Source organism: Salicibibacter kimchii, assembly GCF_003336365.1.
Classification (GTDB): domain Bacteria; phylum Bacillota; class Bacilli; order Bacillales; family Marinococcaceae; genus Salicibibacter; species Salicibibacter kimchii.
Window position 1 is genome coordinate 3,091,738 of the sequence record NZ_CP031092.1, and the last position, 12,930, is coordinate 3,104,667.

Annotated in this window: 13 protein-coding genes; 10 read left to right on the top strand and 3 right to left on the bottom strand. The window is 46.6% G+C overall.

Going from position 1 to position 12,930, the window contains the following annotated elements; translation table 11 throughout:
• The first annotated feature begins 56 nt into the window (after positions 1-56).
• Positions 57-248, top strand: coding sequence for a YfhD family protein (locus tag DT065_RS15655; RefSeq protein WP_114374979.1), 192 nt, complete (start codon positions 57-59; stop codon positions 246-248).
• 298 nt (positions 249-546) lie between these two features.
• Here DT065_RS15655 and DT065_RS15660 read toward each other — a convergent pair whose 3' ends face one another.
• Complete coding sequence (locus tag DT065_RS15660; RefSeq protein WP_114374981.1) at positions 547-1,920, bottom strand: dipeptidase; 1,374 nt, start codon at positions 1,918-1,920, stop codon at positions 547-549.
• Positions 1,921-2,106: 186 nt separating this feature from the next.
• On the opposite strand from DT065_RS15660, the gene DT065_RS15665 reads away from it, so the two are divergent.
• From DT065_RS15665 to DT065_RS15680, 4 genes are all read left to right on the top strand, one after another.
• Positions 2,107-3,267, top strand: a complete 1,161-nt coding sequence (locus DT065_RS15665; RefSeq protein ID WP_114374983.1) for a lactate 2-monooxygenase — start codon at positions 2,107-2,109, stop codon at positions 3,265-3,267.
• Positions 3,268-3,444: 177 nt separating this feature from the next.
• Positions 3,445-5,097: a glutathione ABC transporter substrate-binding protein gene (locus tag DT065_RS15670; protein ID WP_160112596.1), complete on the top strand. Its 1,653-nt coding sequence runs from the start codon at positions 3,445-3,447 to the stop codon at positions 5,095-5,097.
• 144 nt (positions 5,098-5,241) lie between these two features.
• Positions 5,242-6,921, top strand: coding sequence for a transglutaminase domain-containing protein (locus DT065_RS15675; protein ID WP_160112597.1), 1,680 nt, complete (start codon positions 5,242-5,244; stop codon positions 6,919-6,921).
• Between the two features lie 546 nt (positions 6,922-7,467).
• Positions 7,468-8,952 carry a BCCT family transporter gene (locus DT065_RS15680; protein ID WP_114374989.1) on the top strand — a complete coding sequence of 495 codons (1,485 nt, stop codon included), beginning with the start codon at positions 7,468-7,470 and terminating at the stop codon, positions 8,950-8,952.
• Between the two features lie 15 nt (positions 8,953-8,967).
• On the opposite strand, the gene DT065_RS15685 is transcribed toward DT065_RS15680, so the two are convergent.
• Positions 8,968-9,282, bottom strand: a complete 315-nt coding sequence (locus DT065_RS15685) for a DMT family transporter (RefSeq protein WP_114374991.1) — start codon at positions 9,280-9,282, stop codon at positions 8,968-8,970.
• Positions 9,279-9,620, bottom strand: coding sequence for a DMT family transporter (locus tag DT065_RS15690; RefSeq protein ID WP_114374993.1), 342 nt, complete (start codon positions 9,618-9,620; stop codon positions 9,279-9,281). The genes DT065_RS15685 and DT065_RS15690 overlap by 4 nt, the downstream gene beginning before the upstream one ends.
• Positions 9,621-9,737: 117 nt before the next feature.
• On the opposite strand from DT065_RS15690, the gene DT065_RS15695 reads away from it, so the two are divergent.
• The 5 genes from DT065_RS15695 (at position 9,738) to DT065_RS15715 (ending at position 12,928) form a co-directional block, all read left to right on the top strand.
• Complete coding sequence (locus tag DT065_RS15695) at positions 9,738-10,328, top strand: TetR/AcrR family transcriptional regulator (RefSeq protein ID WP_160112598.1); 591 nt, start codon at positions 9,738-9,740, stop codon at positions 10,326-10,328.
• 222 nt (positions 10,329-10,550) lie between these two features.
• The gene (locus DT065_RS15700; RefSeq protein ID WP_160112599.1) at positions 10,551-11,342 is read left to right on the top strand and encodes an SDR family NAD(P)-dependent oxidoreductase; all 792 of its coding nucleotides are present in this window, start codon (positions 10,551-10,553) and stop codon (positions 11,340-11,342) included.
• Between the two features lie 93 nt (positions 11,343-11,435).
• A complete protein-coding gene (hbs, locus tag DT065_RS15705; RefSeq protein ID WP_114374998.1) occupies positions 11,436-11,711 on the top strand; it encodes a non-specific DNA-binding protein Hbs in 276 nt (91 codons plus the stop codon).
• Positions 11,712-11,822: 111 nt separating this feature from the next.
• The gene (locus tag DT065_RS15710; protein WP_114375000.1) at positions 11,823-12,731 is read left to right on the top strand and encodes a DMT family transporter; all 909 of its coding nucleotides are present in this window, start codon (positions 11,823-11,825) and stop codon (positions 12,729-12,731) included.
• A complete protein-coding gene (locus tag DT065_RS15715; protein WP_114375001.1) occupies positions 12,728-12,928 on the top strand; it encodes a YwbE family protein in 201 nt (66 codons plus the stop codon). The genes DT065_RS15710 and DT065_RS15715 overlap by 4 nt, the downstream gene beginning before the upstream one ends.
• Positions 12,929-12,930 lie beyond the last annotated feature (2 nt).

Below are 12,930 nucleotides of genomic sequence, written 5' to 3' on the forward strand. Positions count from 1 at the left end.
TACGGAATAAATCATGATCAACGCGGAAGATTAAGGAAGAAAGGAGGGGGTGAACGTTGGCAAGAGGTCAATCAAGAAATAATAAAGGGAAAGACAAATCGAAGTTATCACAAACCCCTGAACATCTGAAGGAAACGGATGGGGCGTATGTAGAATATTCATCCGAACTGGCAGATCACGATGACATCGTGACCAGGCAGCGTTCCGAAAGAGCAGATCAAAGAGAAAAAGAGAGACGGGACAAGTAACGACAAAGCCCGCCCGTCTTCATTCATATCAGGCGGGTGGGATTTTTCACTTGCGAGCCTATGACATAAGCGATCAGCTGTCATGGGCGATTCATGGAGACTCAATTGGAGAAAGATCACATGAAAGGCTCATGGAGCCCGAATTAGGGGAGATGGAACGGATTGGGTCGCCATGACCGGCTTATGGTGACCTAACCGGAGACTCACACGTCTATAAGGTCGCCATGAATGGTTTGTGTCTTGTCCGAATACACGATCCAAAAAACCGATCCCTGCACGATGGCAAGGATCGGTTTTTTCACTGCAGCTTTTCAGCCAACGTACTGTAATAATCACAAATCGCTTCCAGCCCTTTGTCGAAGTTTTCAAGGTGGAAATGCTCATTTGGGGCATGGAAATTTTCTGTCGGTAGCCCGAATCCCATTAAAACAATCGGGATATCGAGAATATCGCTGAACGTTTCCGCGATCGGCAGCGAGCCACCCATTCGCGTGTAGGCGGTCTCTGCGCCATACGCTTTGGAAAGCGCGGCACCGGCAGCTTGAATCGCGGGGTGATCGAAAGGTGTCACAAAAGGTTTGCCCTTGTCAAAATGGGTAGTTTCAACGGTGACGGCATCTGATGAATGTTTTTCGATATGTTCTTCCAGCAATTGCAAAATACGGTCAGGGTCTTGGCCCGGAACGAGCCGGCAACTGATTTTTGCACTTGCTTTCGACGGCAGGACGGTCTTGATGCCTTCGCCTTGAAAGCCGCCGTGCATGCCGTTAATCTCAAGCGTTGGCCGCACCCACGTTCTTTCTAAAAATGTGTATCCTTCCTCGCCGTAAAGCGCCGGCACTTCCAGCTCAGCGCGAACGGCTTCGTCATCATGACCTAGTGCGTCATATGCTTCTTTTTCCTCCGAAGTTAAAGCGATGACGTCATCATAAAAGCCTTCAACACTGATGCGCCCCTTGTCATCATGCATGGAAGCAAGCAAATCGGCGAGTGCATGCAATGGATTTGGCACCCCACCGCCGTATAGCCCGGAATGCAGGTCTCCTTTCGCACCGTTCACATCGATTTGTAACCCGGCCAGACCGCGCAACCCGTAGCAAACCGTCGGTTGTCCTTTTTCAAGCATTGGATTATCGGAAATGACGAGGACATCGGCGTCTAGCAATTGCTGATGCTCCTCAACAAAATCATCGAGATGCGGGCTGCCGATTTCCTCTTCGCCTTCAATGCAAAATTTTACATTCACTGGCAATTCTCCGTGTGTTTCCATTAACGTTTCCACTGCTTTTAAGTGCATGAACACTTGTCCCTTGTCATCGGTTGCGCCGCGGGCATAGATTTTCCCGTCGCGGATGTCCGCTTCAAATGGTGGCGTTTCCCATAATTCAAGCGGATCAACCGGCTGTACGTCATAATGGCCGTAAATAAGCACGGTCGGCTTCCCTTCCGCGTGCAACCAATCGCCGTAAACAACCGGATGTCCTTCCGTTGGCATGATCTCTACGTTTTCCATGCCTATGTGTTTTAACGCCTCGCCCATCCAAGTCGCAGCTTCTTCCACATCCTTTTTATGTTCCGGTAATGCACTGACGCTCGGGATCGCCAACAAGTGTTTTAATTCCTGTAGATACCGGTCTCTTTCAGCTTGTAAAACTGTTTTTACATCTTCCATGATCGAATCCTCCTCATCGTACTCCCGATACACTTCTATTGTAACGGAAGTGCAGAGGGATCGGAAGGCATCGGTAAAACACAGTATATGATGACGTCGAAATGAATACGTCGTCCAATCATTGCCTATTTCATTCTTTTAAACTATAATTTTATGCAATCGCTTACATAGAAAGGGGCCATATCAATGTCTAACTTCGGAAATCAAATTCAATATCAAATCTATGCCACAATGCAAAATCCCAACCCGGACAGGCTTCCGGTGATTTATGAAGAATGGGAAGCACGTGCCCGCGAGGTATTGGACGATGGGCCGTTTTACTACATCGCCGGAGGTGCAGGTGGAGAAAGCACGATGAAGACCAATCTACAAGCTTTTGATCGCCGGAAAATTATCCCTAGGATGCTTAACGACGTGCAAGACCGCGATTTAACGGTTGATCTATTTGGCAAAACCGCTTCCTTTCCTTTTATGCTGGCGCCTATTGGGGTGCAATCGATCATTCATCCGGATGGGGAACTGGCTTCTGCAAAAGCGAGCGCCAAACTGGGCGTCCCTTATATCACAAGTTCAGCATCGTCGAAATCGATGGAAGAGATCGCGGAAGTCATGGGGGATGCAGAACGTTGGTTTCAATTGTACTGGAGCAAAGATCCGGACGTCACCGCCAGTTTTGTCCAACGAGCGGAAGCGTCGGGGTACTCCGCCATTGTCGTTACATTGGACACACCAATGTTGGCATGGCGGGAACAGGATTTAAAAAATGTCTATTTGCCGTTTTTAATCGGAGAAGGCGTAGGAAATTATTTTAGCGATCCTGCTTTTCGTTCTAAGCTGTCCAAATCTCCTGAAGAAAATCCGACAGCAGCCATCATGCACTGGGCGCAAACGTTTGGCAATCCCGGTTTGACGTGGGAGGACCTCTCGTTTTTGCGGGAACATACACGTTTGCCTATTTTATTAAAAGGGATTCTCCATCCCGATGATGCAAAAAAAGCCGTCGAATACGGCATGGATGGCATCATTGTTTCCAACCATGGCGGGCGGCAAGTCGATGGAGCCGTGAGTGCGCTTGATGCGTTGCCTCGCATCACGAGTATCGTCGGCAACCAGATGCCGGTTTTCATGGATAGTGGGATACGAAGAGGGGCCGATGTGGTGAAAGCTATCGCCCTCGGGGCTAAAGCAGTGCTCGTAGGCAGGCCGCCGATGTATGGATTGGCCGTCGCCGGTGAGAAAGGTGTGAAAGAAGTCCTGCAAAACATGATCGCGGACATGGACATGACGATGGCGCTGGCAGGGAAAAGAGCGGTCACAGACATCGATGAATCCATGTTGACGGAGTAGATTACAAAGCTTTCGTCACTACGGGCACAAATTTTTTAATATCTATATGGGAACAATTATTCAGGAAAATCTTTTGATTCTATTAGAAAATTGATAAATACGAAAAATTTTTCTTGAGAAACTACGAATAAACGGCTACAATTAATGAGAATAGAGAAACAGGGGGAGGAAATAATTTTGAAAAAATTTAAGCACAAACTCGTAGGAGGTGTGCTCGTTCTTTCGCTGAGTGGTGTGCTTGCCGCTTGTGCGGATGATCCGGAAGAAACGGACGAGGATACCGGCGGAGATGATGCAGGAGAAAACGGTGAAGACGTAGAAGAAGAGGAGGAGGACGACACGGCAGCCGCCGAAGGCGGAGACCTGATTTTAGCAATGGGTTCGGATGCGGTTGACCTTGACCCTCATGGGTCCAACGACACATCTTCTACACACGTACGTTATCAAATTTACGATAAACTCGTGGATTTTGATGAAAATACGGAAGTCCAACCGGAGTTGGCGGAAGATTACGAGCAAATTGAAGACGATACATGGGAGTTTAACTTAAAAGAAGGGGTCACCTTTCATAATGGAGAGACTTTCGATGCGGATGATGTGGTAGCTACGCTTGAGCGTGTCACCGATGAAGAGTTTGCCTCTGAGAAACTGTTCTTGTATGAGATGATTGAGGACATTGAGGCGGTTGATGAGCATACGGTGCATATTACAACGGAATATCCTTTCGCGCCGTTAGAATTCCACTTGGCACACGATGGCGGCGGGATGATGAGCGCGGCGGCCATTGAAGAAGAGGAAAACGGGGAGCGTAATCTCGATACGGAACCTGTAGGTACCGGGCCGTTTGAGCTGGAAAATTGGGAGCAGGGTAATGAAGTTGTGCTTACACGATTTGATGATTACCACGGAGGGCCGGTCTCCATTGATTCGGCCACGTATCGAGTCGTGGACGAACAATTAACCCGAACGAGCATGGTTGATAATAATGAGGCCCACATCGCGGATGACATTGAACCTACGCAAATGGATCAATTGGAAAATATGGAGGGCGTCAGCACTTCCTCCATTGAAAGTTTACGGATGGACTACATTGGCATGAACAATGAAGTGGAACCTTTTGATGATCGTGATGTCCGTCGTGCTCTTAACATGGCAGTGGATAAGGACACCATCATTGAAGGTGTCTTTGAAGGGTATGGGGAAGAAGCCATCGGTGCTTTGAACCCGCTTGTGTTTGGCTATAGCGATGATCTGGATCCTATCGAATATAATCCTGAAGAAGCAGAATCGTTATTGGAAGACGCGGGGTATGAAGATGGATTTGAAGCCACTCTACTGGTTGAAGATGTCGATCAAGTGAATTTACAAATTGCTGAAATTATTCAGGATGATTTGCAAGACATCGGGATAGATCTCTCCATTGAGCAACAAGAATGGGGCGCTTTGCTTGATACAACTGCCGAGGGTGAATATGAAATGGTTATGCTTGGCTGGACGACAGTGACTGGTGACGCTGACTACGCGATGCACCCGCTATTTCATTCCGACAACCATGGCCCTCCGGGTAACCGAACATTTTATGATAACGAAGAGACCGATGAACTTCTAGATGCCGGTCGCCAAGAATCAGACGATGATGAACGAATTGAGATCTATACGGAAGCACAGCAGACCATCATTGATGATGCGACGATACTTCCGTTGGTCCATGATGATTTCCGCGCTGGTATCTCTGATAGTGTTGAAGGCATTATTCACAAAGCGGACGGCATTTATGATTTGCGAGAAGTTGAACTCGTCGGCGATGACGTGGACGGCGGCGGATATTAATCGTTTGTCAATTGTGCGGAAGCCTCTTTGAGGCTTCTCCTTTTTTATATAGTAAACATTAAGAATAAAGATAAGAAAGATATGGCTTCTGCCATAAGGACTTGGTTGAAGCCAAGTCTTTCTAATGATTGGAGGGTTGATTTTATGAGATGGAGCAAGGGATTAACCGCGGGGGCTTTTCTCTTATGCTTGGTATCGGCGTGTTCGGACGACAATGAAGAAGAAAATGAAGCAGCCGATGCTGCGGAAAATCTGAACACGGCATACGATATTGAGGCGGAGTCATTGGAAATCGAGGGATACGGGGACGACATCGGCTTGACGGTAGAAGCGCCTGTCCAAGGTTCTTTTGCGGCAGAGGGCACCTTTATGCTTGAAGGGAATATCGAAAAGCATGAAACGTTGAATGATGATTATCTATGGGTGATCCTCGATACCGATCATGAAGATGATACAGCAGCTGGCAGTGAATCATTTGAATACTTTGTTCCGATCGATGAAGACGGTTCTTTCTCTGAGGAAATAGCTTTGCATTCGGGGGAATATAATCATCACGTAAGTGTGCGGGTGCCGAGCTATGATTCCGGTGAAGAAGACACATTTTATGAAGGCGTAACATTGGACGTACATAATGCAAACGAAGAAGTGCAACGGGAGATTGAGTACACGTTATTGGGGCATGAATATGGGCTTCAGATCGAACGACCGGCCAAAGGCTATATTGAAGGAGAAATTGCGGTGCCGTTAGCGGGGACGCTTTCCGAGGCGAGTGACGATCATCTTGTAATGATTCAAGTAGAAAAAGATGAGGAAGAATCCCAATTTACGACGCCGGTTGAAAATGGGGAATTCAGTATAGATGTACCGTTAAGCTTCGGAGAGGGTATTCATACCATCAATGTTATGGTTTATGTCGAGGAAGAAGATATTTATTATGATGCGGCATATCTATTGGCTGACGCTGTTTCCGATGAAGAATTGGTGCAGGTGGAAGCATATGAAGAATATTACGATTATGGCATTGAAATGGTCGAACCGACGAACACGGACGCTTATAGACATGAAGGGAATGCGTTTAGAGTTGCCGGCGACATCGACCCTGATGCCGATGGGACCGATGAAATCACGCACATGATTGTCACGACAGAATTGGAAGACGAGACGGCCAATTACTATCTTCCGGTTGACGATTACGCGTTTGATGATACCGTCTGGTTCCGGTTCGGAGAAGGGGAGTACGATATTACCGTCAGTGTACCTGAACCGAGAGAAGAGGGCGCCGATTATTTTCAGTTTTTCGGCGTTGCTGCCTTCTCCCAGGAAGTCGTTGGCGCGGAAGATTTGCGCAGCTTGTTGCCTTCCGTGGGGATCGAATCTGATCATCCTCGCGTTGAAGAAGTGGCTGAAGAAGCAACCGAGGGATTGAGCGGGGAACGGGAAAAAGCAGAGGCGGTCTATGAATATGTGGCCACAAACGTCAGCTACGATGTGGAAAAATTGGAGAATAATCTTTTTGAAATGGACGATAGCGCGCTGAAAACGTTGGAAGCACAAGAAGGTGTGTGCCAAGATTATGTCTTTTTAGCAGTGGCGATGTTGCGGGCGCTCGGAATGGAAGCCAATTATGTTGCGGGTCATGTTGGGACGGAACGACATGCCTGGGTAGATGTGAAGGTCGAGGGGGAATGGTTGGAAATGGATCCTACCTGGGGAGCCGGTTATATCGAAAATAACGAATTTGTCGCTGACTATAACGAAGATTACTTTGATCCTGACGAGGAATTTTTGGAGGAGACACACACCCGAACAGAAATCATTTATTGAGAAGGGAGACATGGGATCCCGCGGAAAACGCGGGATTTTTTGTCGTGGGTGGTGTGCAAATTTCATACGGCTTTAAGCGCACAACGCTCCCCGATTCGCGTCATGAACATGTCATGGCGACTGAAACGGTTCATTTTTTCAAGTTTTGGGCTCCATGAACGCTTCATGGCGACGTTGAGTGCTCAATTCTTCCCGATTCGGGCTTCATGAACGTGCCATGGCGACTTTAAGTGCACAACGTTTCAAGTTTCGGGTGTCATGGACGTCTCATGGCGACTGGATCTACTCACTTTTTCAAATTTCGGGCCATGAACGCTTCATAGCGACGCTGGGAGCTCAACTTTTCCTGGCTCGGGCTTCATGAACCCAGCATGGTGACCATATTGACGAATAATCCCAGTTTTTGGGCTCCATGACCGTTTCAAATCCGGTGCTTCCCCTGCAATTACCGTTCATTTCTAATTTTTACTCATATTGCTCACGAAATTGGTGAAGGTAATGGGTAAGCGAAGCGTTTGATTTCACCGAAAGGATCGCGGATACTTTATGAAAAAATACGGCGTGTTAGTCTTTTCAGTGCTTGTTATTTTAATCTTGGTGGGATTCGGCTTTTTGTTTCCTGAGCAATTAGAGCGTTTTACCGGGGGATTGCAGGGGTTGATTAGTGATACGTTCGGGTGGTATTACCTTTTGCTAGTAACCCTATTTTTACTTACAACCCTGTATTTTCTCGTCAGTCCGGCAGGGAAGCTGAAACTGGGAAAACCTGACGAGGAGCCTGAATTTGGTCGGGTTTCCTGGATTACGATGTTATTTAGCGCTGGGTTGGGGATCGGCCTTGTGTTCTTTGGCGCTTACGAACCATTAAGCCATTACGCCGTACATTCGCCAACGGGGGAGACTGGCACTTCGGAAGCAGCAACTAATGCGTTAACGTTTACCTTCTTCCATTGGGGATTACACGGATGGGGCGTGTATAGCATTCTTGCATTGGCATTGGCCTTTTATCATTTCCGAAACGACCATCCTGCACTACTCAGTTCGACCGTACAGCCAATCTTTCGGAACGCGGTGAATGGTGTGGTAGGCAAGATCATCGATATCATCGCGGTGATCGCAACGGTTACTGGTGTCGCAACGTCTCTTGGATTTGGCGCAACACAATTAAATGGCGGCTTATCCTATTTATTTGGCATTCCTTCCAATTTCCTCACCCAAGTAATTATTGTGGTCATTATTACCGTTCTCTTTATGATTTCGGCATGGACGGGGTTAGCAAAAGGCATTCGTATCTTAAGCAATACAAATATGCTAATCGCGGCAGTGCTGTTTATCCTTATGTTGTTCATTGGCCCGACGGTCTTTAACTTAAACCTTTTCACTGATACACTTGGGAATTATATCCAAACATTACCGCGAATGAGTTTTCGCATTGCGCCTTTTGATGACGAGATCAGGGAGTGGATCAATAGTTGGACGCTCTTTTATTGGGCGTGGTGGATTGCTTGGGCACCGTTTGTGGGAACGTTTATCGCACGGGTCTCCCGAGGACGAAGTGTACGTGAATTCATTTTTGCGGTTTTACTCGTGCCATCGGTAATCGTATTTATATGGTTTACCGTTTTTGGCGGGTCGGCCATCAGTTTGGAACACAGTGGTGTGGATTTGGCATCATTATCGGAAGAACTTGTGTTATTTGGCACGTTTATGAACGTGGACTTCGGGATGCTGTTATCGATATTGGCAATGGCGATGCTCATCATCTTTTTCATTACGTCGGCAGATTCCGCGACGCTTGTGCTCGGAATGTTTACCACCAACGGATCCGATACACCGCCATCTCGTGTAAAATTAGTCTGGGGCGCATTGTTATCCGTTACCGCTCTCGTATTGCTCTACTCCGGGGGCTTACAGGCATTGGAAAATGCTTTAATTATCGCTGCTTTGCCTTTTTCCGTCGTGATGTTATTAATGACCTTGGGACTGATTGTCGTCATGACAAAAGAAGGGCGGAAAGCTCGAGATAAGTGATTTCCCGGGAAATAATTATGAAACGAGACGTAATCCGACAATGGCAATAATCACGAGTCCGATGAAAACCAATCGCAGACGATCCTTCGATTCATTGTAGAAAATCATACCGACGAGGGCACTTCCGACGGTGCCGATTCCTGTCCATACCGCGTAAGCGATGCCTAACGGGATAACTTCCATCGCGATAGAGAGTAACGTAAAGCTAATAACGAATCCAACGAGCAGAACAGTAAAACCTGATCTTTTGTTTCCGTTCGTAATCATTTGGATGCCGGTCACACCGACGACTTCAAAGAGCCCTGCAATAATAAGTGCAATCCAACTCATGAATATGCCCTCCTCGGTTCCTTTTCACCGGTGACCATTTTTAGTCCGATTACACCCACCAGAAGCAGCGCGACAAAAAAGAGCATCCAACCATTGATAGGCGCGGCGAAAAAGATGATATCCACAAGGACAGTACCGATCGTTCCCAAACCGACAAAGACGGCGTACACGGTGCTTGTAGGAAGAGCCATCGCTGATTTGATCAGCAACCCGAAACTAACAATAATAGCAATAACCGTTAAGGACCACGTCGTAAGATCATTCGCATATTTAAGTCCTGTTGCCCAGCCCACTTCAAAAATAGCGGCAATGACAACGAGAAGCCATTGTCCATTCATTTGCAAACACCTCTATTTTTGGTAAAATCATGATAAACACAAATACTAACGAACGGTAGTTAGTTTAACATGAGCTCACACATATGGCAATCGATGAGCTGTAAAGGGGAGGGCAAAATGGCAAAAGATACGAGGGGGAAAATTATCCAGTCGGCACTTTCATCATTTGCTACCCGTGGCTATGAAGGTACAACACTTTCCCAAATTTCAGATTTGGTCGGAATTCAAAAACCGTCCCTGTACAATCATTTTTCCGGAAAAGCTGAACTGTTTTTAACCGTCGCTGAAAAAGTCTTGAATGAAATGTTGGACGTCATGGAAGACAGTTGGGAAACGCACAAAGATGAAGAAATTGGAAGGCGTTTATATCTAGTGTTAGCGGAAAGTACATCCTTTATTATTCAGGAACACGAAGGCTTGATTTATAGGCGTTTATTGTTGTTTCCACCGTTAGATCTTAAAGTGGATTTACAAGCGTTGGTTCAAAACGGGGATCAAACCATTGATCAGCTTTTGAAAAAGGTTTATGAACAAGCGGAAAGTGAAGGGGAAGTTCGTGATTTACGTTTCTCTGTATTCAGAGCATCTTTTTATTGCTTAATGGATGGGTTATTTACGGAAAGCATTATCTATGGGGGGGAAGAATTTCGCGAGCGTTTTGAAGGTTCGTGGGACGTTTTTTGGAGAGGAATATCGGCTGGGCAGTGATGCCTACGGTTCATGGAGTTCGAATCCGGGATGATCGTGTCGAACCGGTCGCCATGGGAACTATATGACGCCCGAAATTGATAAAATTCCAGCAAAACAGTCGCCATGGGAGCTTCATAGCACCCGAGCCTGGCTTGATGCCAGCCTTCATACCGACCAAACTTGAAAACGCTTGAGAAGCCTTGTAGGCTTAACCTAACAAAAATTGGCAGGTGTTACAGGTTGCGGAAAGAAACAGCGTTAATCACCGGAGCGTCAAATGGGATCGGCCGGGAATATTCCTATTATCTCGCGGAAAAAGGATATAATATGATTCTCGTTTCCCGTTCAAAAAGCAAGTTAGATGAGTTAGCTGCGGATCTTCAAGAGCGATATATCGTAGATGCAACCGTGATCGTCCAAGACTTGAGCGAAGAATGGGCTGCCACACATGTATATGAAAAAGTAACGGAAAAAAACCTTACCGTTGATATGTTGATCAACAACGCCGGCTTTGGGACAACGGGTAACTTTTTGGGCAGCTCCGAAACGGATACACATAAACAAGTGATGCTTAATGTGAACGCGGTTGTGAACATGACACAAAAGTTTCTTCCCGATATGGAAAACAGGGGTTCGGGAGCCATTATCAATATTGCATCAACCTCTTCCTTTTTGCCCATTCCTTACATGAGTGTGTATGCAGCGACGAAAGCCTTTGTGTTATCTTTTAGCGAAAGTTTGCATAAGGAGTATCGGGGTAAGGGCATACGGTTCTTGGCGGTTTGTCCCGGCACTACTGAAACTGATTTTTTTGATTCAGCCCCTGATACGATTACAGCAGGCGGGATGCGAACGACCCGCCAAGTGGTTCATACAAGCTATAAGGCATTAAACAAAGGGAAGAATTATGTCGTAGATGGAAAGCTCAATTATCTCATTTCATTATCGCCGAGAATTTTTTCCCGAAAATCAATGTTAAGAATCACGTCAGCAATGATGAAAAGAAATATGGCCCGGTCAAGCTCCAAATAAGCCCTGCATAACAGGAAAAATTCGCCAACCATGTATAAATGTCTGCTAGATCTCCCAAACTATGATTAACCTAAACGTATGGGAGGATTTACCATGAACAAATCAGATTTGGTAAACGTTGTTGCCAATAAAAGCGACCTTACAAAAAAGCAGGCTGAAGTCGCGGTGAACGCCACGTTTGATGCCATCACGGAAAATTTGCAAACGGGCGAGCGTGTTCAACTGATTGGCTTCGGACAGTTTGAAACGAGGAGGCGCGAGGCGAGAAAAGTTCGCAATCCGCGCACTGGCGAAGAAATTCAAGTCGCCGCAAGCCACGCCCCCGCGTTCAAACCGGGCAAACGATTAAAAGAAGCCGTGAACGTTTAAGGTAAAGGCCATTGGTCGCTTCAAAAGAAGCGGCCGATTTCATTTTAATGGATAAAAATATGTTAAAGTAAATGGAAGGTGTTCGTAGTTCTATGAATCGAGGGAGAAAAAATGTCCAGAGCAAAGGCATACCTTTGTGTGCTGTTGGGAGCTGCCGCGTGGGGACTGATTGGTATGTTTGTTGCCCCTCTTTATGCGCGAGGATTCACGGCTTGGGATGTGGTTGCGATTCGCGCGGTCCTTTCCTGTGTTTTTCTTTTTTTATTGATGCTTCGTTTTTTTCGGCCGCAATTGCGTACTTATTTTCGTGATCATTTGTTCTTCGCCGGGGCAGGGATTTTGAGCATGGCTTTTTTTAATTTCTTTTATTTTGAAGTGTTTGCACAATCCTCGTTATCGCTGGCAGTCACTTTGTTGTATACAGGACCGTTGTTTGTCACGGTGTTGTCCCGTCTTTTTTTTAAAGAGCCGTTTACGTTCCGGAAAATGCTCGCGTTGTTTTTGGCGATTATCGGTTGCGCCTTCGTCGTCGGACTGTTGCCGTTTTGGGAAGCACAGGTGCCGCTTCAAGTGCTCGTTATGGGGATTTTGTCCGGCTTTTGTTACGCGCTCTACAGCATCTTCGGTAAAGCGGTTGCCGACCGGTACTCCGCGTTTACGATTACGACGTATACGTTTTTCTACGCCGGAATTTTTATGCTTTTGACGAGCGGTGTGTGGGGAAAATTAGATGCGTTCGTGTATCCGGATGTTTGGATATCCGCGTTTTTACTCGCAATCGTCTCGACGGTTCTCGGTTATTTGCTTTATACGACGGGCTTGAAACATATCGAGGCAAGCAAGGCATCCATCTTGGCGACTGTTGAGCCGATGGTGGCGGTCATCACTGGTGTGCTTTTCCTGGGAGAGTCTCTCATGTTCTGGCAAGTTATCGGCATCGCGCTAGTGTTGTATTCTGCTATACTTGTTACACAAAATTCCCATAAACTGAGAAATAGAAAGGAAGGTGTCCAACAATGACTGATGGACAACAACGAGCTAACATCCACACCGGCGCTGACGTCGAAATCGTGCTAAAAAAAGACCAAAGAACGGGAAAAAGAACCAAGGGAACCGTGAAGGAGATTTTAACAAATGCCCCGACACACCCCCATGGCATTAAAGTGAAATTGATGGATGGTCAAGTCGGCAGGGTGAAAAAAGTGAACGACGCGTAAAT

What these genes read in the sequence shown, in the direction of transcription:
- DT065_RS15660 (WP_114374981.1), bottom strand. Translation starts at nt 1,920, where the DNA reads ATGGAAGATGTAAAAACAGTTTTACAAGCTGAAAGAGACCGGTATCTA.
- DT065_RS15665 (WP_114374983.1), top strand. Translation starts at nt 2,107, where the DNA reads ATGTCTAACTTCGGAAATCAAATTCAATATCAAATCTATGCCACAATG.
- DT065_RS15675 (WP_160112597.1), top strand. Translation starts at nt 5,242, where the DNA reads ATGAGATGGAGCAAGGGATTAACCGCGGGGGCTTTTCTCTTATGCTTG.
- DT065_RS15680 (WP_114374989.1), top strand. Translation starts at nt 7,468, where the DNA reads ATGAAAAAATACGGCGTGTTAGTCTTTTCAGTGCTTGTTATTTTAATC.
- DT065_RS15685 (WP_114374991.1), bottom strand. Translation starts at nt 9,282, where the DNA reads ATGAGTTGGATTGCACTTATTATTGCAGGGCTCTTTGAAGTCGTCGGT.
- DT065_RS15690 (WP_114374993.1), bottom strand. Translation starts at nt 9,620, where the DNA reads ATGAATGGACAATGGCTTCTCGTTGTCATTGCCGCTATTTTTGAAGTG.
- DT065_RS15695 (WP_160112598.1), top strand. Translation starts at nt 9,738, where the DNA reads ATGGCAAAAGATACGAGGGGGAAAATTATCCAGTCGGCACTTTCATCA.
- hbs (WP_114374998.1), top strand. Translation starts at nt 11,436, where the DNA reads ATGAACAAATCAGATTTGGTAAACGTTGTTGCCAATAAAAGCGACCTT.
- DT065_RS15710 (WP_114375000.1), top strand. Translation starts at nt 11,823, where the DNA reads ATGTCCAGAGCAAAGGCATACCTTTGTGTGCTGTTGGGAGCTGCCGCG.
- DT065_RS15715 (WP_114375001.1), top strand. Translation starts at nt 12,728, where the DNA reads ATGACTGATGGACAACAACGAGCTAACATCCACACCGGCGCTGACGTC.